Raw genomic sequence first — 20,975 nt, forward strand, 5'->3', positions numbered from 1 at the left:
CATCAGCGGAAGTCCCGCGATCGATGATCGACGCCCACGCGCAGGTCTTCGAAGCTGTCCGCGAGCAGGTTGGTGACGCCCTCGACCGAGCGCTCCAGCATCCCGCGCACGATGAGCGCCGGTGAATCACGCACGACCCTGCGATAGCGGTTCCAGACCCCTACCGAGCAGATCACGTTGACGAGTCCGTGCTCGTCCTCGAGATTCAAGAACGTGACACCGGATGCCGTCGCCGGCCGCTGCCGGTGCGTGACGAGTCCCGCGACCTCGACGCGTCGGCCGCTCTCGTGCGTGTGCAGCTCGTGGGACGTGAGAACCCCGCGGGCGTCGAGCCCTGAGCGGTAGTGGGTCAGGGGATGGTCGTCGGTCGAGACGCCCGTCGCCCACAGGTCGGCGGCGAGTCGCTCGTAGCTCGTCGGATCGGGGAAGAGCGGCGGCTGCACCGCGACGAGCGTGTCGGGGAGATATTCGGCGCGGTCCTGCGCGGCGGAACCCGCGAGCCAGATCGCCTCGCGGCGCGTGAGGCCGAAGCAGTCGAAGGCGCCCGCGGTCGCGAGCGACTCGACTTGTACTGCGGTCACCCCCGTGCGCCGCACGAGATCCCGCAGGTCGCGGAAGGCTCCCCCGCTCTCACGCTCGGCGACGATGCGCTCGGCGGCGGCCGAGCCGATGCCCTTGACCCCCGCGAGACCGAGCCGCACGGCGAAGGCGCCGTCGCGGCGGTGGGCGGCGGACTCGTCGGGGGCGGTGCGGTCGAAGTCGCCGACGGGCGGCTGGTGGCGGGCGAGGCAGGAGTCGAGGCCGGCCAGCGCCGGTGCGGGCGCTTCGGGAGGAGATGACCGTTTCGGAGGGCCGCCGGAGGACTCAGCATCCTCCGCAGGCGTCATCTCCTCCCGAACCGCCCGCTCGAGGGTCGCCTCGGCGTTGGAGAGCAGCAGGTCGGGGCGCAGCACCTCGACACCGTGCCGGCGCGCGTCGGCGGTGAGCGTCGCGGGCGAGTAGAAGCCCATCGGCTGCGCGCGCAGCAGCCCCGCGAGGAACGCGCCGGGATAGTGGAGCTTGATCCACGAGCTCGCGTAGACGAGCAGCGCGAACGACAGCGAGTGCGACTCGGCGAAGCCGAAGTTCGCGAACGCCTGGATCTTGGCGTAGATGTCGTCGGCCTCCTGGCCGACGAGCCCATTGCTCTCCATCCCCGCATAGAGCTTCTCGCGCAGCGAATCGATGCGCTCCACCCCGCGCTTCGAACCCATCGCACGGCGCAGCTGGTCGGCGTCCTCGCCGCTCACCTCGCCGACGGCGACGGCCATCTGCATGAGCTGCTCCTGGAAGACCGGGATGCCGAGCGTGCGCTCGAGCACGGGCTCGAGCTTCTCGTGGGCATACGTGATCGGCTCGCGCCCCAGCTTGCGCCGCACGAACGGGTGCACGGCGCCGCCCTGGATGGGCCCCGGACGGATGAGGGCGATCTGCACGACGAGGTCGTAGAAGCGCCGAGGCTGCAGCCTCGGCAGCAGTCCCATCTGCGCGCGCGACTCGACCTGGAACACGCCGATCGAATCGGCACGGCACAGCATGTCGTAGACGGCCTTCTCTTCCTTCGGGATCGTGGCGAGCTCCCAGTCCTCCCCCGTCGAGTCGCGGACCATGTCGAAGCAGTACTGCAGGGCCGCGAGCATCCCGAGTCCCAGCAGGTCGAACTTGACGAGCCCCATCCAGGCGGCGTCATCTTTGTCCCACTGGATGATCGTGCGGTTCTCCATGCGCGCGTGCTCGATCGGCACGACCTCGCCGACCGGGCGGTCGGTCAGCACCATGCCGCCGGAATGGATGCCGAGATGTCTCGGCGCCTTCAGCAGCTCGGTCGCGTACTCGATGACCTGATCCGGGATGTCGTGCTGCGGCCCGGTCGACAGGGAAGCGCCCCATTGCTCGACCTGCTTGGACCACGCGTCCTGCTGCCCCGGCGAATGGCCGAGGGCCTTCGCCATGTCGCGCACGGCGTTCTTCGGCCGGTACTGGATGACGTTCGCGACCTGCGCGGCCCGTTCGCGTCCGTAGGTGCCGTAGACCCACTGGATGATCTCTTCGCGGCGGTCCGAGTCGAAGTCGACGTCGATGTCGGGCTCTTCGTCGCGCAGGCTCGACAGGAAGCGCTCGAACGGCAGGTCATAGGCGATCGAGTCGACCGCCGTGATGTCGAGCAGGTAGCAGACGGCGCTGTTGGCCGCAGACCCGCGACCCTGGCACAGGATGCCGCGCCGCCGCGCCTCTTGCACGATGCCGTAGACGATCAGGAAGTAGCCCGGGAAGTCCTTCATCTCGATGACGCCGAGCTCTCGGTCGATGCGCTCGCCCTGCTCCTTCGTGAGGTCTGGGTACTTGCGCGGCACCGCCTCCCACACGAGATGCCGCAGCCACGTCATGGGCGTGTGGCCGTCGGGCACCTCCTGCTTGGGGAGCGCGGGCTTCGCCTTGCGCAGCGGGAAGGCGAGCTCGTCGGCGAGCGTCACGGTGCGTGCGACCGCCCCCGGGTACCGCGCGAAGCGCTCCGCCATCTCGGCCCCCGAACGCAGGTGCGCCCCCGCGTGCGCGGGAAGCCAGCCGTCGAGCTCGTCCATCCCGCGGTTCGCCCGCACGGCCGCGATCGCCGCCGCGAGATGCTCGCGCTCGGGAACGGCGTAGTGCACGTTGTTCGTCGCGAGCAGCGGCAGGCCGCGCTCGGCGGCGAGCCCCGCGAGCACGTCGTTGTGGCGCGTGTCGAGCGGATTGCCGTGGTCGATGAGCTCGACGTTGACGGTGTCCCGTCCGAACAGGGCGACGAGCCGGTCGAGCTCACGCGCCGCCGCCGCAGGACCGTCGGAGGCGAGCGCGTGCCGCACGGCGCCCTTGCGGCATCCCGTCAGCACCGCCCACTGCTCCCCCGCCTGCATCGCGAGCTCATCGAGGTCGTAGAGCGGCCTGCCCTTCTCAGCTCCCTGCAGCTGCGCGTGGGTGAGGGCTGCCGCGAGATGGTGGTAGCCCTCTTCTCCGCGCGCGAGGACGAGCAGATGCCGGCCGACGGGATCGGGCTCACCGTTCTGCGGCTCGGGCAGCTCGAGCGAGAGCTCTGCGCCGAACACCGTCTTGACCTGGAGCGATTCGGCGGCTTCGGCCAGGCGCACGATGCCGTAGAAGCCGTCATGATCAGTGATCGCGAGCGCGTGCAGGCCGAGCCGCTCGGCCTCTTCGGCGAGCTCTTCGGGCGAGGATGCGCCGTCGAGGAAGGAGTAGGTCGAATGCACGTGAAGCTCGGCGTAGGGCACGGCGTCGGTCGGACGCACGATCTCGGGTGCGACGTACTTGCCCCGCTTGCGCGACCACGCGGGGCTGTCGCCGCCGTCTGCTCCGGCGGGGACGTGGTCGGGACGGCGGCGGTCGCTGAGCAGCCGCTCCATCTCGGACCACGGCACGGAGGGATTGTCGAAGCCCATCAGGCGCCTCGCCTAGTCATAGCGGGCCTCCGCGCTCCAGCGGCCGGCCTCGCAGACGAGCAGCCACGCGACATCGTCGGCGTCGACGACCTGGAATCGGTGTGAGCGACGGGCGCGCGCGGCATCCCATCCCCTCTCGCTGATGGGCCACGGCCCCGCCCACTGCGCGATCGCGCGGCGACGACCGCCCTCGGTGAGGACGGCGGGGTGCGCTGTGACTCGCCCACGCTCGTCGACCGCGACGAGGCCGCCGACGCTCGAGGTCACCTCGACCCGCGGAGGCTCGGCGAACACCGACGCGGGCAGCGGGTCGGGCAGGCTCCCCGGCCACGGCCGCGCGCGTTCCTTCGCGAGCACGGCGCGATCGCCCCACGGCACGAGCACCTGCCGCTCGGCGAGCCATCGCCCTCCGCCGACGGCGGGCGTCAGGACGCCGCGATGCCCGAGCATCGCCTGCACACGCGAGAGGGCGTGGTGTACGCGCTCTTCGGGACCGGCGCCGAAGATCGCGGGCGCATGATGGGATGCCGCATCCACCGCCTCGGGAGAGATCCGCACGTGCGAGACCCCGCTGCGCAGGCCCTCGGCGTCTTCGCCCAGCTGCCACCGCACGCGGTCGACGACCGCCGCCGCGTCGAACGAGCCGGGATGCAGCCACACCCGCTCGCTGCGCTCACCGCGGTCACCCGTGAGCTCGACGCGCAGCTCGGTGCAGACGAGGTCGATCGCTCCGAGCCCCGCGATGAAGTCGTCGGCGGCCAGTCGCATGCCGAACGCGACCTGATCGGCGATTTCGAGCGGCGGCTCGAACGCGACCTCGCGCTGCAGCTCGGGCGGCGGCGTGCGCGGATCGACGGCGCGCGGGTCGCGCCCTGAGGCCAGCGCGTGCAGGCGCATGCCGCGCTCGGCGAATCGCTCGTGCACGCGCTCGGGATCGAGCGCGGCGAACTCCCCCAGCGTCTGCACGCCCAGTCGCGCGAGGAGCCCCGCGAATTCCGCCCCACCGCCGAGCGAGACGTCGTCGAGCAGGCCGATCGGCAGCGGCGCGAGGAAGCCCGCCGCCTCGCCCGTCGGCACGACGCACACCGGATCGTCGGGGCGCGTCCCCGCGCGCGCCGCCTGCTCGGCGGTGAACGGACCGTCGGCCACGCCGGCGCGCGCCGTCTCGATGCCGAACTCGCTGAGCGACTCGAGCAGCACACAGGCCGCCTCGACCTCGCCGCCGTAGTAGCGGGCGGGGCCTCGCGCCTTGATCGCGCACAGTCCCGCGCGCACGATCTGGATGCCCGGCGCGCGCTCCTCGATGCGCGCGACGACGGGCGAGAAGACGCGGTGATCGCGCATCGCATCGGCTGCGATCACCGCGAGCCCCGGGCACCGCGCCTGCGCATCGCGGCGGCGCTGCCCGCGGCGGACGCCGTTCGCGCGCGCCGCCGCGGAGCATGCGACGACCTCGTTCCGCTCGAACACGGCGACCGGCGCGGACGGGTCGACGGCGCCTTCGCGGGCGAGGGCCGTGACCGGCCAGTCCGGGAACCACAGGACGAGGCTGCGCACAGGCGCGTCGGCACGCATGTCAGCCCACCGCCTCGAGCACGCGCATCGCCCGGCGCAGACGCTCGTCGAACTCCTCCTGCGCCGCGGGAGCGGGCACGACGTCCCGGACCGGAGTGACAGAGCGCGGCTCCCGCGGCTGCGCGGAGGGCTCGGGCGTTTCGTCTCGTAGAACCGCGATTCCTGAGCTTGCCGGAGGGCGCTCAACGACCGGGGGTTGGGAATCGGCGGCAGGGAGAGCCACGACCGAGGGCAGGACGAGCGCCACCTCGCCATGCGGCCCGGGCAGCAGCATCCGCTCCCGTCGTTCTCTCGGCCATCGTCTGCTCGACGACGTGACCGTCACGGCACGGCTCTCGAGATAGCCGTGTCCGTTGCCGAGCCCGCTCCATTCGGGGTCGCTCACCTCGAGCATCGCCTCGGCCTGTGGCCACGGCCCCTGCACGAGCAGCACCGTCCCGCGGTCGCGCAGCCGCGCCGCGAGCCGTGAGACTTCGGCGTCGGCGGCTCGACCCGGCGGACGCACCGCCACGACGGGCGCAACCTCGGCGATCGTCGCCACGACCGCGAGCCATCGCGGCCCGGGATCGGGCACGAGCACGAGTCTGCTCAGATCGACGCCGAGCGACTCGGCGGCCTCGGCGCCGAGCTCGGGCATGCCGATCGCGGCGCACCACGACCCGTCCTGCGATGGACGAGACATCAGAGCGAGCAGGAGCGACGCCGACCGCTTGAGGGCGTAGGCAGACCCCGCGCGCAGCCCGCCGCCGGGCAGCAGCGACGCGAAAGCCGGGTGCGTGGGCAGCACAGGCGCATCGAGCCGCCGGCCCTGCACGCGCTCGAGCTGAGCGCGCAGGCGCGACACCTCGCCACCCTGCTCCTGCCGGAGCGCCTCGTTCCGCACGATCGCCCTCACCTCCACAGAATAGAACACATGTTCTATTCGTTCAATGATGGGATCGAACTTATCTCCACCCTCCGACATCGCAGGGTGGAGCGGAACTCAGCCGATGACCTCCGCCGTCGTCGCGATGCGCGCGAACCCGCCGCCCTGCAGGACGAGCGCCGCGCCCGCCATGAGCTCGGAGGCCGTGCGGGTCACGGTGCCGAGGCCCGCGACCTCCGCGACGAGATCGAACGTGCGCGTCGCATCGAGCACGACAGTCGTGTCGTAGCCGAGATTGCCCGCCATGCGCGCCGTCGTCTCGACGCACATGTTGGTCTGGATGCCGCAGATCACGAGCTCGCCGATCCCCTGTTCGCTCAGCCACGCGTGCAGATTGGGGTCGCCGTAGAACGCGGAGTTGACGTTCTTCGCGACGACGAGCGACGCCGAGGCTGCCGCGACCGCGTCGACGAGGGCGTTGCCGGGCGCATCGGGATGCAGCGGCGAGCCGGGCAACGCGGAGTCGTGCCGCACGACGACGATCGGCTCACCCGCCGCCGACCACTCCGCGATGAGCGCGGCGACGTTCGCCTCGCACTCGGGATTGGCGGTCTGACCCCAGAAGGCGAGGTCGTCGAAGCCGCGCTGCATGTCGATGACGATGAGGGCTCGGGTCATCCGTCCATCACATCACAGGGCGGAAGCGCGGAAGGTCCCCACGCCCCCTCCCGGCACCGCTGACGCGGTGCCGCGAGCCTCGGGGCGCGTGGGCCAGGCCTCGACCGCCGCGGATCGTCGCGCGACTGCCGTTCTGCCCGCCCGAGCGTGAACACCTCGCCGCTCGTGGGCACCGCGCGTCCCGACGGCACCCCGCCGCGCGACGGCACGCCGCCCGACGCCAGCGCGACGCGGTGCGACGGCGCCCGCGGCCACCCCGGCGAGCACGAGCGCGACGCCCACTGCCTGCACGACGCCGAAGGCCTCGCCCGCGATCGCGACGCCGAGCACGACTCCCGTGACGGGATTGAGCAGCCCCACGACTCCCACCGTCTCGGCGGGCAGCCGCCGCAGCCCCGTGAACCACGCGACGTACGCGACCGCCGTGCCCACGATCGCGACGTACGCGAAACCGGTAGTGCTCGACGGCGAGGGAGCGGGAGGCGCGCCCTCGACGAGCAGCGCGACGGGCAGCAGCACAAGCGATCCCGCAAGCAGCTGCCACGACGCCATCGGCAGGGCCGGCACGTCGGAGCCCCAGCGGGCGGTGAGCACGAATCCGATCGAGGACGACACCATGGCGCCGAGGGATGCCGCGACCCCCCAGCCGTCGACCCCGCCCGGATCGAAGCCGAGGAGGACCCCGACGCCGAGAAGTCCCACGGCAGCCCCGGCGACGGCCGCGAGTCGCGGACGCTGTCGCATCAGGAGCCATGCGAAGAGCATGATCGAGACCGCCGACGTCGACATGACGGTCGCCGCGAGGCTCGAGGGCAGGCGCTGCCCCGCGATGTACACGAGGACGAAGAATCCGCCGACGTTGAGCACGCCGAGCACGATCGATCGCCACCACCACGCGCCGTGCGGCAGGCGGCGCGCGATGAGCAGCACTAGCAGTCCCGCGGGAAGAGCGCGCAGCACTCCACCCCACAGCGGCGCGTCGGGCGGGAGCAGGTGCCGCGTCACGACGTAGGTGCTCCCCCACGCGATGGGCGCGATCACGGTGATGAGCACGGCACGCCATCGATTCTCTTCCACGGAAGATACTTTATCTTACTGGGAAGATATCTGCACCTATGATCGATCCATGACGCAGGACGAAGACCGCATCGCGCAGCTGCAGGCCGCGTGGCGCCGCGAGCGACCCGACCTCGATGTGTCGCCACAGGGCGTCATCGGCCGCCTCCATCGCGTCGCGCTCGAACTCACCTCGCGTCTCACCGATGTCTACGCCGCGCACGGACTCAGCGAGGGAGACTTCGACGTCCTCGCCACCCTGCGCCGCGCGGGCGAGCCCTACGAGCGACTCGCGGGCGAGCTCGCCGACCACACCCTCGTTACCACGGGCGGACTCACCAAGCGCGTCGACCGGCTGATCGCCCGCGGTCTCGTCGAACGGCGGGCCGAAGCATCCGATGCCCGCAGACGTCTCGTCCGCCTCACCCCCGCCGGCAAGACGCTCATCGACACCGCGTTCACGGCACACATCGCCAACGAGCATCGTCTGCTCGACTCGCTCGGCCCGGACGACGTCGCCGCCTTGGAGCCGATCCTCACACGCTGGCTCGCGATCCTCGACGAGCGCCCGCCGGCCCGCTGATGACACGCCGAGAACAGCGACGGATGCCGCGGATCCGCGTCACCGAAGGCGCGACGACATCGCAGCGAGCCGCGGATCCGCGTCAGTCCGAGCACCGGCCCGGCACCGCGAACTCGGCGCTACGCGGCGAGCTCGAGGTACGGCTCCCAGCGGGGGTCCGTGCGATCCGTGCCGCGCACCGTCCACTGCGCGCCGCGCGGCGGGCGCGGAGCGAACTGCAGCTCCCACCCCATCTCCTGCGGCGTGCGATCGCCCTTGACGTTGTTGCAGCGCAGGCAGCACGCCACGAGGTTCTCCCACGAGTCCCCTCCACCGCGCGAGCGGGGCTGGATGTGGTCGATCGTCGAGGCCGCCTTTCCGCAGTAGCCGCAGCGGTGGCTGTCGCGGCGCAGCACTCCGCGGCGCGTCACGGGGATGTGGCGCCCGCCCGGCACGCGCACGTAGCGCGTCAGGATGATGACCGCGGGTCTGTCGTACGCCTGTCTCGTGCCCCAGACGGGCTCACCGTCGATGTGTTCGATGACGGTGGCCTTCTCGTTCATGACGAGCACGATGGCCCGTTTGAACGACACGATCGCGAGCGGCTCATAGCCCGCGTTCAGCACCAGAGTGCGCATTCCTCATCCTCTCGAACGGCCGGGACGGCTTCTCGGTCATTCCGCCTTGCGCGACGGCTCGAGGACTCGGAGGGCATGAAAAAAGGCGCTGTCTTACAGACAGCGCCTTGGCGCCACGGTCAGGCCGTGGCATCCGCTCGTGTGATGCCGAAGGACGAGCAGGCCGAGCGCATCCATGGTTCGGATGCGTGGCATGGCGTCCATCGGTTCCCCTCCGCTTTCTCGAAGCGTCAGGTTCAGGCTAATGCACGCGAAGAACACGCGGCCGTTCGCAAGATGTGAACGTCCTGTGGCGTGTCGGCGAACGGCCGATACGCCTCACACCGCGAGGTGACGGGCGATCAGCCCGCGTTGGCCTGCAGCCACGCCAGCGGGTCGGCGAGCGCACCGTTGATGCGCACTTCGAAGTGCAGGTGGTTCGCGGTCGACGAGCCCGTGCTGCCGACGGCGCCGATGAGCTGGCCGGCCGAGACGCTCTGGCCCGAGACGACCTGGCGGCTGCCGTACGTCATGTGGCCGTAGAGCGTCGAGACCTGCTGGCCGCCGACGACCGAGTCGATCGTGACGGCGACGCCGTACCCGCTGTAGCTCTCCTGCGAGATGCGCACGACACCCGCGGCGGCCGCGAAGATGGGCGTGCCGGCAGGGGCGAGCATGTCGAACCCGTTGTGGTTCGGGCGGTTCGGCGGGCGGAACAGGTTGATCGAGCTGTACGTGAAGTTCGTGACGGGCCAGCGCACTTCGCCGGATCCGGGAGCCGTCATCGACAGATTCATGCTGTAGACGGAGCCGGATGACGCGGCCTTGGCCGAGGCGAGCTGGCGGGCGCGAGCGGCCGCGGCCTCTTCGGCCTTCTTCTTCGCGATCTCTTCGGGCGTCGTCGCGGCGTAGCCGCCGCGGTCGAGCTCTTCTGACGTCGCGTCTGAGGCCACGACGAGCGACTGCGCGTCGTCGGCGGCGACCTGCTGCAGGGTCACAGCGGCTTCGGCGGGCGCACGCCACGCGCCGTAGGCCGGAAGGGCGACGGTCGCGACGAGTCCGCCGACCATCGTGAGGATGACGAGACTGCGCAGCGGTCGAGACCCTCGACGCGGAGACGCCGAGGCGGAGGTCACCCGGGCGGGGCGCCGAGGCTTGGCCCGTCGTGCCGCGAGGCCGCGCACACGGGAGCGCGTCGCGACACCCGTCGGGTGCGCCTGCAACGAGTCGTCGTCCGGTGTCTCGATCTGTTCAGCCAAACTGTCCTCCGGCGCCTCTGCGCCGGTGGCGCCTGGCTCGTCAGCACTGGGTGTTCGGGGCACTTGATGCAGGCTTCACCGCGCAGACGACGAACCGGGGAGGCAATCTGTACGGGGTCCGTCGGCGGGCTTCTCGCCTGGTGGACTCTTCGAGGCTACCCGAAGATAACGAATAAGTCACATTGAGCAACTTATGGCGCCGCGTCAGACCCGTTCGTCGACGAGGAAGATGTGCGCCGCGACCTCGACCGGCAGCTCGAGCGCTTCGTCGGTGCCGTCCATCTCGACCAGGACGTAGCCCTCGCTGTAACGGAATCCGCCCTTCGCCCCCGGGACGACACCGGCGGCCTTGAGCTGCTGCAGCAGCTCGGGGTCGACCTGCACGGGCTCGGCGAGCCGTCGCACGGTGCCCGCGACCGGCGCGCCCGTCTCGTTCAGGTGGCGGACGAGGCCGACGACACCCTGATCGAAGGTCTTCGCCGGGATGTCGCCGAGCTGGTCGAGACCGGGGATCGGGTTGCCGTAGGGCGACTCGGTGGGATGCCCCAGCAGCTCCACGAGGCGACGCTCGACCTGCTCGCTCATGACGTGCTCCCAGCGGCACGCCTCTTCGTGCACGTAGGCCCAGTCGAGCCCGATGACGTCGGAGAGCAGGCGCTCGGCGAGCCGGTGCTTGCGCATGACGTCGACGGCCTTGCCGCGTCCCGCGTCGGTGAGCTCGAGCCGGCGGTCGTCGGACACGACGACGAGCCCGTCGCGCTCCATGCGGCCCACGGTCTGCGAGACCGTCGGTCCGGAGTGGCCGAGGCGTTCCGAGATGCGCGCGCGCAGAGGGATGATGCCCTCCTCCTCGAGCTCGAGGATCGTGCGCAGATACATCTCAGTGGTATCGATCAAGTCGGTCATTCGGCATCCTCGAAGCGCATGGGCAGGCTCCCCAGCCTACCAATCCGGCCCGGCACCGAGGCTGTCATACGGATCGGCGCCCTGGAGCGTGCGACCTAGAATCAGAGGCATGTCGCACGTCCTGCTGCCCCGTGAGATCCTGCCCGCCGACGGACGATTCGGGTGCGGCCCGTCGAAGGTCCGCCCGGCCCAGCTCGAGACGCTCGCGGGCCCCGCGTCGGCGCTCCTCGGCACGTCGCACCGTCAGGCGCCTGTGAAGGAGCTCGTCGGACGCGTCCGCGCGGGTCTCGCCGACCTCCTGCGCCTCCCGAACGGCTACGAGATCATCCTCGGCAACGGCGGGTCGACGGCGTTCTGGGATGCCGCGGCCTTCGGTCTCATCGAGAAGCGCAGCCAGAACCTCGTCTTCGGCGAGTTCGGCGGCAAGTTCGCGTCCGCCGCGAAGGCGCCGTGGCTCGAAGCCCCCGATGTCCGCCAGGTCGACGCCGGCACGAGCACGACGGCGGAGGCCGTCGAGGGCGTGGACGTCTACGCGTGGCCGCACAACGAGACGTCGACGGGCGTCGCCGCATCGATCGCGCGCGTCTCCGCGGATGCGGGCGCCCTCACCGTCATCGACGCGACGAGCGCCGCGGGCGGCATCGACTTCTCGGTCTCGCAGACCGATGTGTACTACTTCGCCCCGCAGAAGAACCTCGGATCGGACGGCGGACTGTGGTTCGCGGCCGTCTCGCCCGCCGCGATCGAGCGGATCGAGCGCATCGCCGCGTCCGGCCGGTACATCCCCGAGTTCCTCAGCCTCAAGAACGCGGTGGACAACTCGCGCCTCAACCAGACGCTCAACACCCCCGCGATCGCGACGCTCATCCTGCTCGACTCGCAGCTCGAGTGGATCAACGGCAACGGCGGACTGCAGTGGGCCGACGCCCGCACGCACGAGTCGTCGCAGGCGCTCTACGACTGGGCCGAGGCATCCGCTTTCGCGACGCCGTTCGTCGCGAACGCCGCCGACCGCTCTCCCGTCGTCGTGACGATCGACTTCGACGAGTCGATCGACGCCGCCGCCGTCGCGAAGAGCCTGCGCGCCAACGGGATCGTCGACACCGAGCCCTACCGCAAGCTCGGCCGCAACCAGCTGCGCGTCGCGACGTTCGTCTCGATCGACCCCGACGACGTGCGCCAGCTCATCCGGAGCATCGACTACACGGTCGAGCGACTGGGCTGAGCCTCGACGTCGGCCCCGTCCCGCAGCGGTGACGGGGTCGGCGTCAGCACCGCCGTCACGATCGCCTCGATCGCGAACTCCGTCGCCCGCGCGAGATCCACGGCGTCCGGCTCGAGCAGCCACTGCACCTGCAGGCCGTCCATGACGGCGAGGATGCTCGCCGACGCGAACGCGATGGTCTCGGGCGCCGTGACGCCGCGCTCGGCGCACACGACCGCGAATGCATGCGCGACCTCCGACCGGAGCGTCCGGTAGCGCTTCTCGAAGAACTCCCGGCCGGGGTGGTCGTGGGTCACGGATTCGGCCGACAGCACGACGAACGTCTGCACGATTCCGGCCCGGTGCGCGTTGACGAACGCCGTGCGCACGAGGTGGCGGAAGAGCGGCATCCCATCGGGGATGTGCTGCTCTTCGAGGTCGGCGACGTCGGTGTCGTCGCGGTGCTGGAGAACCTCGAGCAGCAGTTCGTGCTTCGACCCGAAGTGATGCAGGATCCCGGCGTGGGTCATCCCGACCTGGTCGGCGATCTCCTGGAGCGTGCCGCCCGTGAATCCCTTGCTGCCGAAGATCTCGACGGCGGCGTCCAGGATCTCGCGTCTGCGGGCGAGGGTCTCGGGCCGCGAGCGCGGTTGCCGACGCTGTGCGGTCATCGCTCGGCGCTCCTTCTTCTCGGCGTCTCGGGTGCGTTTCCGCAGCCGCCTGTGAGTCTACGCACGGCCTGTCCGGGCGTTCCCACAGAGTAGTTGCAAAAGTTACTTACTTGATTGTAAGTTGTTCCAGCAATCACCCCCCGACGCCGTCGTCACCTCCCCGGGCGACACGATGTCGTGCTCACATCAAGGAGAAGCAATGAGGCTCAGAACAACCCTTGCCGCCGTCGGCGTCGTCGCGGCGCTGGTGCTCACCGGCTGCGCGAGCGGCGGCGGCGACGACTCGGACTCCGCCGGAGCGGCGCTCACGATCGCGAAGCCCGACGGCGCCATCACCACCGAGTCGAACAACCCCTACCTGGGCGACTCCTCCGCCTCGAAGTACGCGTACGGCAAGGTCATCTTCGAGTCGCTCGCACTCGTGAACCCGACCGGCGACCTCGGTACCACGCCCTGGCTCGCAGAATCCGTGGAGTGGAACGACGACTACACGCAGCTCACCGCCGTCGCGCGCAGCGGCGTGAAGTGGAGCGACGGCGAGGACTTCACCGCGGACGACATCGCGTTCTCGTTCAACCAGGTGCTGGACGGCAAGCTCAACGACACCAACGCGCTCGACATCAAGAGCGTCACGGTCGACGGCGACACCGTCACGATCGACTTCAACAGCTCGAAGTACACCCAGCAGGCACGCGTGCTGCACTTCCAGATCGTGCCCGAGCACATCTGGAAGGACATCGACGACCCGAACACCGATCCGCTCACCGGCGAGGGTCAGGTCGTCGGCACCGGCCCGTACGTGCTCGACTCGTGGACGACCGAGTCGGTCACCCTCGCGGCGAACCCCGACTACTGGGGCGGCGAGCTGGCCGTGCCCGAGCTGCACTATGTCTCATACGGCGACAACGCGGCCCTCACGACCGCTCTCGCGACGGGCGAGGCAGACTGGGCGCAGGCGTTCATCCCGCAGATCCAGGACAGCTACCTGTCGGCCGATCCCGCCAACACCTTCCTCGCGTCGCCGACGGCGGGCGCGGGAACGCTGTTCATGAACCTGCAGACCAAGCCGTTCAACGACCCCGCGCTGCGTCAGGCGCTCGCCTGGACGATCGACCGTCAGGCCTATGTCGACATCGCCCGTGAAGGCGCGAGCGAGGCGATCTGGAGCGTGACCGGTCTCGGCACCCTGCTCGAGGACGAGGTCGTGCCCGAGTACGCGGGTCAGAACTACGAGGTCGACGTCGACAAGGCGCGCGCGATCCTGACCGACGCCGGCTACACGTGGGAGGGCGAGAGCCTCGTCGACCCCGACGGCGAGCCCGTCACGTTCTCGATCTCGGTCCCCGCGGGCTGGAGCGACTGGAACACCGAGCAGGCGCTGATCGCGGAGGAGCTCAAGGAGGGCCTCGGCATCGAGGTCAAGGTCGACCAGCCGGATTGGGGCGGTTGGGATGCCGCACGCCAGGAGGGCACGTTCCAGGCGATCATCCACTGGCTCGAGGACACCGGCAACGCGTACGGCCTCTACACGTCGGCGATGGACCCCAAGTGGATCGTCGACGACAAGGCGGCCTTCAACTTCGGACGCTTCGACGACCCCGCTGTCACCGACGCGCTGAACACGTACGCGAACGCGTCGTCCGATGCCGACCGATCCGCGGCCCTCGCGGTGATCGAGAAGGCGTTCGTCGAGAACGTCCCCGTCATCCCGCTCGGTGCGCACCCGCTCCTGGGTGAGTTCAACACCCGCAATTACATCGGATGGCCGGCGGAGGGCGACCTGTACGCCTCGGCCGACCCGACCCAGCCGGCGATCGTGCAGATCCTGACCAAGCTGCAGCCCGCCGGATGACGCAGCGCGGGCGGGGCGGATGCGCAGGCGTCCGCCCCGCCCGCATGTCACCCCTCACGAAAGCGAATCAGCACCGATGAGAGATCCGCTCCTCTCCGTCCACGACTTCTCGATCGTCTACGACGTCGATCCCCCCGTGCGCGCGGTCAAGAACGTCAGCCTCGAACTCCAGCGCGGTGAGATCCTCGGACTCGCCGGCGAGAGCGGCTGCGGCAAGACCACGCTCGCCTACGGCATCCAGCGCCTCCTCAAGCCGCCCGCGGTCATCACGAGCGGCTCCGTTCTCTTCCACGACGCGAACGGCGAGGACGTCGACATCAACGGCCTCGAAGCCGAGGAGATGCGCCGCTTCCGCTGGGACAAGATCTCGATGGTCTTCCAGGGGGCGATGAACTCGCTGAACCCGGTCGCGACCATCGGGTCCCAGCTCGAGGACGTCTTCGAGGTCCACCGCCCGAGCCTCTCGCGCCGACAGCGGCGCGAGGAGGCTATCGAGCTCCTCGACCTCGTCAAGATCGGTGCGCAGCGGTATCGCTCGTATCCGCACGAACTGTCCGGCGGCATGCGCCAGCGCGTCATGATCGCCATGGCCCTCGCCCTGCGCCCGCAGCTCATGGTCATGGACGAGCCGACGACGGCGCTCGATGTGCTCGTGCAGCGCGAGATCCTGCGTCAGATCTCGCAGCTGCGCCACGAGTTCGGATTCTCGGTCATCTTCATCACCCACGACCTGCCGCTGCTGCTCGAGATCAGCGACCGCCTCGCGATCATGCGCGACGGAGAGATCGTCGAGCTCGACACCGCCGAGCGCGTCTGGACCGATCCTCAGGACGAGTACACCCGGACGCTGCTGGCTTCCTTCCCCAGACTCACCGGAGCCAGAGGGGTGGTCAGGCGATGACCGTCCTCGAATTCGACGCCGTCACCAAGGCCTACGCCGTGCGCGGCGCGGGCCAGATCAAGGCGCTCGACGACGTGAGCTTCACCCTCCGCTCGGGCCAGACGATCGGCCTCGTCGGCCAGTCCGGCAGCGGCAAGTCGACGATCGCGAAGATCCTCACCCAGCTGGAGTGGCCGACGAGCGGCGAGGTCCGCTTCGACGGCCAGCCGATCCCCCGTCGCGGCAAGGGACTGCGCAGCTACCGGCAGCAGCTGCGGATGGTCTTCCAGGATCCGTTCGCATCGCTGAACCCGTACCACACCATCCGCTACGCCATCCAGCGGCCGCTCCAGCTGCACCAGGTGGTGCCGAAGGATCAGCTGGACGACGAAGTCCGCCGTCTCCTCGACCGAGTCAGGCTCGACGCCGACACCGTCATCGACCGCCGTCCGCACGAGCTCTCGGGCGGCCAGCGCCAGCGCGTCGCGATCGCCCGGGCGCTCGCATCCCGCCCGAAGCTGCTCGTGGCCGACGAGCCGGTCTCGATGCTGGACGTGTCGATCCGCCTCGGAGTGCTCAACCTTCTCGCCGACCTGCAGCGCGAGGAGGGCCTGGGTGTGCTGTACATCACGCACGACCTCGCGACCGCGCGCCATTTCAGCGACGAGATCCTCGTGCTCAACCAGGGGCGCGTCGTCGAGCGCGGTCCCGCCGACGACGTGATCCTGCGTCCCCAGAACCCGTACACACAAGAGCTGCGGGCGGCATCCCCCGATCCCGACACCTACTTCGCGCACGCAGCAGGCAACCCCGGAGGTGAGAAGTGAGCGCTGTCGCCCCCCAGCTGCCCGCGGACTTCGACGCGATCGAAGCGGGCACCACCGCGACGAGCGCCGTCAAGGGCCGCATCCGCGTCCCCTGGCGCTTCCTCGGCAACCGCGCCCTGTTCTACCTGTTCACGCTGTGGGCGGCCATCACGATCAACTTCTTCCTGCCGCGCCTCATGAAGGGCGACGCGGTGAGCGCGTACCTCGCGCGCAACCGCAACGTGTCGCCCGAGGCGGCCGAGGCGCTGCGCGCCCTGCTCGGGCTCGATGCCGACACGTCGCTCTGGCAGCAGTACATCGAGTACTGGAGCCACCTCCTGCAGGGCGATCTCGGCATCTCGCTCCTTCACGGCATGCGGCCGGTGACCGAGGTGGTCGGACAGTCCCTCATCTGGACCGTCGCCCTGGTCGGCTTCGCGACGCTCCTCGCATTCACGATCGGCACCGTCGGCGGCGCGATCGTCGGATGGCGTCGAGGCAGCCGGCTCGACCTCCTCATCCCGATCACGACCTTCTTCAGCACGATCCCCTACTTCTGGCTCGGCCTCCTGGCGATCGCGGTGTTCTCGGTCGCCCTCGGGTGGTTCCCGATCGGCAAGGCCTACGGCGTCGGAGTGGTGCCGGAGTGGTCGTGGGAGTTCATCGGCGACGTGATCCATCACGGCTTCCTCCCCGCGGCGACGATCATCCTGGCCTCGCTCGGCGGCTGGATGCTGGGCATGCGCAACATGATGCTCACCGTGCTCGACGAGGACTACGTCACCGTCGCGCAGGCCAAGGGCATGCCGAACGACCGCGTGCTGTGGCGCTACGCCGCGCGCAACGCCGTGCTGCCCCAGATCCAGAGCTTCGCGCTCGCGCTCGGCTTCATCGTCGGCGGCACGATCGTGATGGAGGTCGTGTTCAGCTACCCCGGCGTCGGCAAGCTCCTGCTCGACGCCACGAACGCGAAGGACTACGCCCTCATGCAGGGGGTGTTCCTCGTGATCACCCTCTCGGTGCTCCTGGCGAACCTCCTCGCCGACGTCGCCTACGCATTCCTCGACCCGCGCACGCGCCAGACGGAGGCCTGAGCATGAACACGATCGTCAACGACACAGAGCAGCCCTCGGCGAGCGCGCGCCGTCCGGCGAACGCGCCGGCGACCGCGAGCGTCCGAAGCACCGCCCCTGCCGGCGGGGCGCCCCGGAAGCCGACCTTCTGGTCGAAGCTGGGTGCGGCTTTCGCGATGTTCCGCAACGGGAAGTCGATCACAGGCCTGTCGATCCTGGGGTTCTTCGTGCTCGTCGCGATCCTCGCGGACGTGCTGGCCCCGTACTCCCCCACGAAGGTCGACAACACGGCGCGCTTCCAGCCGCCGTCGGCGGCGCACTGGCTGGGCACGACGCACATCGGCGAGGACGTGCTGAGCCAGGTCATCCACGGCACTCGCGGCGTCATCGTGGTGGGGTTCCTCGCGGCGATCATCGCCACGGTCATCGCGATCATCGTCGGGGTGCTGTCGGGCTACCTGCGCGGGTGGCGCGGCGAGGGCCTCTCGGCCCTCACGAACGTCTTCCTGGTGATCCCGGGCATCCCGCTCATCATCATCGTGGCGTCGATGTTCGAGGACCCGCCCCTCATCCTCATCGCGGGGGTGCTGGGCCTCATCGGCTGGGCGTGGGGCGCGCGCGTGCTGCGCGCCCAGACGATGTCGCTGCGCGGTCGGGACTTCATCCAGGCGGCCCGCGCCAACGGCGAGCCTCTGCGGCGGATCATCACGGTCGAGATGCTCCCGAACCTCATGGCGCTCATCGCCGCGAGCTTCGTGGGCACCGTCACGGCCGCGATCATCGGGCTCACGACCCTCTCGTACATCGGCATCATCCCGGTGACGACCTACAACTGGGGCACGATCCTCAACTGGGCCAGCGCACAGGGCGCGTTCCGCCAGGGCCAATGGTGGTGGTTCATGCCCCCGGGCCTGTGCATCGCGACCATCGGCGTCGCACTCTCGCTCATCAACTTCGGCATCGACGAGTACGTCAACCCGCGCCTGCGATCCGCCGGCGAGCGCGCCCGAGCCATGAAGAAGAAGGGCATGAACGTGAACGACACGGTCACCGCCGTGCGCACCGACGTGAACATCCAGGAGAACGTGTGACCACCGCGACCATTCCGAACTACCTCGACGACGCACTCCCCGTCGCCGACCGCATCGCCGATCTCCTGCACCGCATGACGGTCGAGGAGAAGATCGGCCAGATGCTGCAGCTCGACGCCCGCGAGGACCTCGACGACCAGGTCGCACGGATGCACGCGGGATCGATCCTTCACGCCTCCCCCGAGAAGGTCCTGCGCGCACGCGAGCTCACCCGCTCGACGCGCCTGCAGATCCCCCTGCTCGTCGCGGAGGACTGCATCCACGGCCACTCGTTCTGGGAGGGTGCGACGATCTACCCGACGCAGCTCGGCCTGGCGGCCGCGTGGGATCCCGACCTCGCAGAGCGCGTCGCACGCGCCACCGCCGTCGAGGTCTCGGCCACCGGCATCCACTGGACGTTCTCACCCGTGCTGTGCGTCGCGCGCGACCTGCGCTGGGGGCGTGTCGACGAGACGTTCGGCGAGGACCCGTTCCTCATCGGCGAGCTCGCCTCGGCGATGGTGCGCGGCTACCAGGGCGGCGGGCTCGATGACCCGACCGCGATCCTCGCGACGGCCAAGCACTTCGCGGGGTACTCCGAGACGCAGGGCGGTCGAGACGCGAGCGAGGCCGACATCTCGCGCCGCAAGCTGCGCTCGTGGTTCCTGCCCCCGTTCGAGCGCGTTGCGAGAGAGGGATGCCGCACCTTCATGCTCGGCTACCAGACGACCGACGGCGTGCCCATCACGGTCAACGACTGGCTGCTGAACGACGTGCTGCGCGGCGAGTGGGGGTACACCGGCACCCTCATCACCGACTGGGACAACGTCGGGCGCATGGTGTGGGAGCAGAAGGTGCAGCCCGACTACGCGCACGCCGCCGCCGCCGCGGTGCTCGCGGGCAACGACATGATCATGACGACGCCCGGGTTCTTCCAGGGCGCGCTCGACGCTCTCGCGCAGGGGCTCATGACGGAGGACGACCTGGATCGCGCCGTCACCCGCATCCTGCTGCTCAAGTTCGAGTTCGGCCTCTTCGAGGACCCGCGGCTGCCCGACCGCGAGCGCATCGCGACGGCGGTCGGCTCGGCCGAGCACACGGCCCTCAACCTCGAGGCCGCCCGCCGGTCGCTCGTGCTGCTGCGCAATGACGGCACCCTGCCGTTCGCGGGCGGGCTCACGGCGGACGCCTCCGGGCGGGCGCGGGACGCGGCATCCGGATCCCGCCGCATCGCCGTCGTCGGCCCCCTCGCCGACGATGCGCAGACGCAGCTGGGCGACTGGGCGGGATCGTCGGGGCAGGTCGACTGGATCCCCGACGGGCACCCGCGCGAGCTGATCTCGACGGTGCTCGACGGGCTGCGCGCGCACGCCCCGGCGGACTGGCAGATCGTCCACGCGCGCGGCGCCGACATCCTGACGCTCGAGCAGGACCCCGAGGGCGCCTTCTTCCCCGACGGACAGCCCCGCCCCCAGGTCGTCGTGCCGTGCGCCCCCGACGCGGACCTCATCGCCGAGGCAGTGGCCGCCGCCGAGGGTGCCGACTATGTCGTCGCGATCGTCGGCGATCGCATCGAGCTCGTCGGCGAGGGCCGCTCGACGGCGACGCTCGAACTCGTCGGCGGGCAGCTCGCGCTGCTCGAGGCGCTCGCGGCGACCGGCACGCCACTCGTCGTCGTGCTGCTCGCGTCGAAGCCGCACGTCCTCCCGTCGTCGGTGACGGATGCCGCGGCCCTCGTGTGGGCGGCCAATCCCGGCATGCGCGGGGGGCAGGCGATCGCCGAGCTGCTGCTGGGCCTCATCGAGCCGAGCGGCCGCCTGCCGATCTCGTTCGCGCGGCACGCGGGCCAGCTGCCGATCTACTACAACCAGATCCGCGGCCAGCACGGCGACCGCTACGCCGATCTGACGCAGAGCCCCGCCTTCGCCTTCGGCGAGGGGCTCACGTACACGAGCGTGGAGTACTCGCGGCTGAGGGTCGTCGACCCCGAGGTCGGCAGCGACGACTCGGTGCACGCCGTCGTCGAGCTGCACAACACGGGCACGCGTCCCGCGCACGAGATCGTCCAGGTCTACGTACGCGACAGCGTGACCTCGGTCAGCTGGGCCGACCGCGAGCTCAAGGCCTACCGGCACGTCGATCTGCTGCCCGGTGAACGGGCGACGGTCGAGTTGTCGCTGCCGGCGTCGGAATGCACGATCGTGGATGCCGCCGGCCGGCGTCTGGTCGAGGCGGGCGAGTTCGAGCTGCTCGTGGGCCCCTCATCCCGCACGGAGGCGCTGCTCAGTGCGCGCTTCCGCGTGGCCGACCCCGTCGGTGCCGCCGCCGGGTCGGATCGTCGCGCGGTCGAGCACCGCTGAGACGAAGCGAAGGGGTGGATCCCCCGCCGCAGTGCGGGCGGCGGGGATCCACCCCTTCGTCATGTCTT

At 70.1% G+C, this 20,975-nt stretch carries 18 protein-coding genes; 9 read left to right on the forward strand and 9 right to left on the reverse strand.

The features are described from left to right. Positions 1–2 precede the first annotated feature (2 nt). From MJ607_RS01795 to MJ607_RS01815, 5 genes are all read right to left on the reverse strand, one after another. Positions 3–3,473 (reverse strand): error-prone DNA polymerase, encoded by a 3,471-nt coding sequence (locus MJ607_RS01795; protein WP_243073834.1) that lies wholly within the window; start codon positions 3,471–3,473, stop codon positions 3–5. Positions 3,474–3,485: 12 nt separating this feature from the next. Next, a complete protein-coding gene (locus MJ607_RS01800) occupies positions 3,486–5,048 on the reverse strand; it encodes a DNA polymerase Y family protein (RefSeq protein ID WP_243073835.1) in 1,563 nt (520 codons plus the stop codon). Position 5,049: 1 nt separating this feature from the next. Continuing rightward, entirely contained in the window at positions 5,050–5,943 is an 894-nt protein-coding gene (locus tag MJ607_RS01805; RefSeq protein WP_243073836.1) for a hypothetical protein, read from the reverse strand. A gap of 87 nt (positions 5,944–6,030) precedes the next feature. Continuing rightward, on the reverse strand, positions 6,031–6,591 hold the full coding sequence (locus MJ607_RS01810) for an isochorismatase family protein (RefSeq protein WP_243073837.1): 561 nt from the start codon (positions 6,589–6,591) through the stop codon (positions 6,031–6,033). A 12-nt stretch (positions 6,592–6,603) separates the two neighbouring features. Further along, complete coding sequence (locus tag MJ607_RS01815; RefSeq protein WP_243073838.1) at positions 6,604–7,668, reverse strand: EamA family transporter; 1,065 nt, start codon at positions 7,666–7,668, stop codon at positions 6,604–6,606. A gap of 49 nt (positions 7,669–7,717) precedes the next feature. Between MJ607_RS01815 and MJ607_RS01820 the strand changes: the two genes are divergently transcribed. Then, entirely contained in the window at positions 7,718–8,230 is a 513-nt protein-coding gene (locus MJ607_RS01820) for a MarR family winged helix-turn-helix transcriptional regulator (protein ID WP_243073839.1), read from the forward strand. A 119-nt stretch (positions 8,231–8,349) separates the two neighbouring features. On the opposite strand, the gene MJ607_RS01825 is transcribed toward MJ607_RS01820, so the two are convergent. Continuing rightward, positions 8,350–8,847: an HNH endonuclease gene (locus MJ607_RS01825; RefSeq protein WP_243073840.1), complete on the reverse strand. Its 498-nt coding sequence runs from the start codon at positions 8,845–8,847 to the stop codon at positions 8,350–8,352. Positions 8,848–8,991: 144 nt separating this feature from the next. Here MJ607_RS01825 and MJ607_RS01830 point away from each other — a divergent pair, with 144 nt between their 5' ends. Continuing rightward, positions 8,992–9,129, forward strand: coding sequence for a hypothetical protein (locus tag MJ607_RS01830; RefSeq protein ID WP_243073841.1), 138 nt, complete (start codon positions 8,992–8,994; stop codon positions 9,127–9,129). 59 nt (positions 9,130–9,188) lie between these two features. Here MJ607_RS01830 and MJ607_RS01835 read toward each other — a convergent pair whose 3' ends face one another. Together MJ607_RS01835 and MJ607_RS01840 are read right to left on the reverse strand one after the other, a co-directional pair. Then, positions 9,189–10,085 carry a M23 family metallopeptidase gene (locus tag MJ607_RS01835; protein WP_243073842.1) on the reverse strand — a complete coding sequence of 299 codons (897 nt, stop codon included), beginning with the start codon at positions 10,083–10,085 and terminating at the stop codon, positions 9,189–9,191. A gap of 204 nt (positions 10,086–10,289) precedes the next feature. Next, a complete protein-coding gene (locus tag MJ607_RS01840; RefSeq protein ID WP_243073843.1) occupies positions 10,290–10,991 on the reverse strand; it encodes a metal-dependent transcriptional regulator in 702 nt (233 codons plus the stop codon). A 109-nt stretch (positions 10,992–11,100) separates the two neighbouring features. Here MJ607_RS01840 and serC point away from each other — a divergent pair, with 109 nt between their 5' ends. Then, positions 11,101–12,216: a phosphoserine transaminase gene (serC, locus tag MJ607_RS01845; protein ID WP_243073844.1), complete on the forward strand. Its 1,116-nt coding sequence runs from the start codon at positions 11,101–11,103 to the stop codon at positions 12,214–12,216. On the opposite strand, the gene MJ607_RS01850 is transcribed toward serC, so the two are convergent. After that, positions 12,192–12,866, reverse strand: coding sequence for a TetR/AcrR family transcriptional regulator (locus tag MJ607_RS01850; RefSeq protein WP_243073845.1), 675 nt, complete (start codon positions 12,864–12,866; stop codon positions 12,192–12,194). The two genes, serC and MJ607_RS01850, sit on opposite strands and share 25 nt — an antisense overlap. A gap of 199 nt (positions 12,867–13,065) precedes the next feature. Between MJ607_RS01850 and MJ607_RS01855 the strand changes: the two genes are divergently transcribed. From MJ607_RS01855 to MJ607_RS01880, 6 genes are all read left to right on the forward strand, one after another. Then, positions 13,066–14,718: an ABC transporter substrate-binding protein gene (locus MJ607_RS01855; RefSeq protein ID WP_243073846.1), complete on the forward strand. Its 1,653-nt coding sequence runs from the start codon at positions 13,066–13,068 to the stop codon at positions 14,716–14,718. Between the two features lie 76 nt (positions 14,719–14,794). After that, a complete protein-coding gene (locus MJ607_RS01860) occupies positions 14,795–15,619 on the forward strand; it encodes an ABC transporter ATP-binding protein (protein WP_243073847.1) in 825 nt (274 codons plus the stop codon). Then, positions 15,616–16,425, forward strand: a complete 810-nt coding sequence (locus MJ607_RS01865) for an ABC transporter ATP-binding protein (RefSeq protein WP_243073848.1) — start codon at positions 15,616–15,618, stop codon at positions 16,423–16,425. Before MJ607_RS01860 ends, MJ607_RS01865 begins: the two co-directional genes overlap by 4 nt. After that, positions 16,422–17,498, forward strand: coding sequence for an ABC transporter permease (locus MJ607_RS01870; RefSeq protein ID WP_243073849.1), 1,077 nt, complete (start codon positions 16,422–16,424; stop codon positions 17,496–17,498). Before MJ607_RS01865 ends, MJ607_RS01870 begins: the two co-directional genes overlap by 4 nt. A 2-nt stretch (positions 17,499–17,500) precedes the next feature. Beyond that, positions 17,501–18,568, forward strand: coding sequence for an ABC transporter permease (locus MJ607_RS01875; RefSeq protein WP_374238015.1), 1,068 nt, complete (start codon positions 17,501–17,503; stop codon positions 18,566–18,568). Between the two features lie 74 nt (positions 18,569–18,642). Further along, the gene (locus MJ607_RS01880; protein ID WP_374238030.1) at positions 18,643–20,907 is read left to right on the forward strand and encodes a glycoside hydrolase family 3 N-terminal domain-containing protein; all 2,265 of its coding nucleotides are present in this window, start codon (positions 18,643–18,645) and stop codon (positions 20,905–20,907) included. Positions 20,908–20,975 lie beyond the last annotated feature (68 nt).

Origin of the sequence: Microbacterium sp. SS28 (assembly GCF_022761035.1) — a bacterium.
Taxonomy (GTDB): domain Bacteria; phylum Actinomycetota; class Actinomycetes; order Actinomycetales; family Microbacteriaceae; genus Microbacterium.

Excerpts from the sequence above, each read along its gene's own strand:
- MJ607_RS01795 (WP_243073834.1), bottom strand. The coding sequence starts at position 3,473 with ATGGGCTTCGACAATCCCTCCGTGCCGTGGTCCGAGATGGAGCGGCTG.
- MJ607_RS01800 (WP_243073835.1), bottom strand. The coding sequence starts at position 5,048 with ATGCGTGCCGACGCGCCTGTGCGCAGCCTCGTCCTGTGGTTCCCGGAC.
- MJ607_RS01810 (WP_243073837.1), bottom strand. The coding sequence starts at position 6,591 with ATGACCCGAGCCCTCATCGTCATCGACATGCAGCGCGGCTTCGACGAC.
- MJ607_RS01820 (WP_243073839.1), top strand. The coding sequence starts at position 7,718 with ATGACGCAGGACGAAGACCGCATCGCGCAGCTGCAGGCCGCGTGGCGC.
- MJ607_RS01825 (WP_243073840.1), bottom strand. The coding sequence starts at position 8,847 with ATGCGCACTCTGGTGCTGAACGCGGGCTATGAGCCGCTCGCGATCGTG.
- MJ607_RS01830 (WP_243073841.1), top strand. The coding sequence starts at position 8,992 with ATGCCGAAGGACGAGCAGGCCGAGCGCATCCATGGTTCGGATGCGTGG.
- MJ607_RS01840 (WP_243073843.1), bottom strand. The coding sequence starts at position 10,991 with ATGACCGACTTGATCGATACCACTGAGATGTATCTGCGCACGATCCTC.
- serC (WP_243073844.1), top strand. The coding sequence starts at position 11,101 with ATGTCGCACGTCCTGCTGCCCCGTGAGATCCTGCCCGCCGACGGACGA.
- MJ607_RS01850 (WP_243073845.1), bottom strand. The coding sequence starts at position 12,866 with ATGACCGCACAGCGTCGGCAACCGCGCTCGCGGCCCGAGACCCTCGCC.
- MJ607_RS01855 (WP_243073846.1), top strand. The coding sequence starts at position 13,066 with ATGAGGCTCAGAACAACCCTTGCCGCCGTCGGCGTCGTCGCGGCGCTG.
- MJ607_RS01860 (WP_243073847.1), top strand. The coding sequence starts at position 14,795 with ATGAGAGATCCGCTCCTCTCCGTCCACGACTTCTCGATCGTCTACGAC.
- MJ607_RS01865 (WP_243073848.1), top strand. The coding sequence starts at position 15,616 with ATGACCGTCCTCGAATTCGACGCCGTCACCAAGGCCTACGCCGTGCGC.
- MJ607_RS01875 (WP_374238015.1), top strand. The coding sequence starts at position 17,501 with ATGAACACGATCGTCAACGACACAGAGCAGCCCTCGGCGAGCGCGCGC.
- MJ607_RS01880 (WP_374238030.1), top strand. The coding sequence starts at position 18,643 with ATGACGGTCGAGGAGAAGATCGGCCAGATGCTGCAGCTCGACGCCCGC.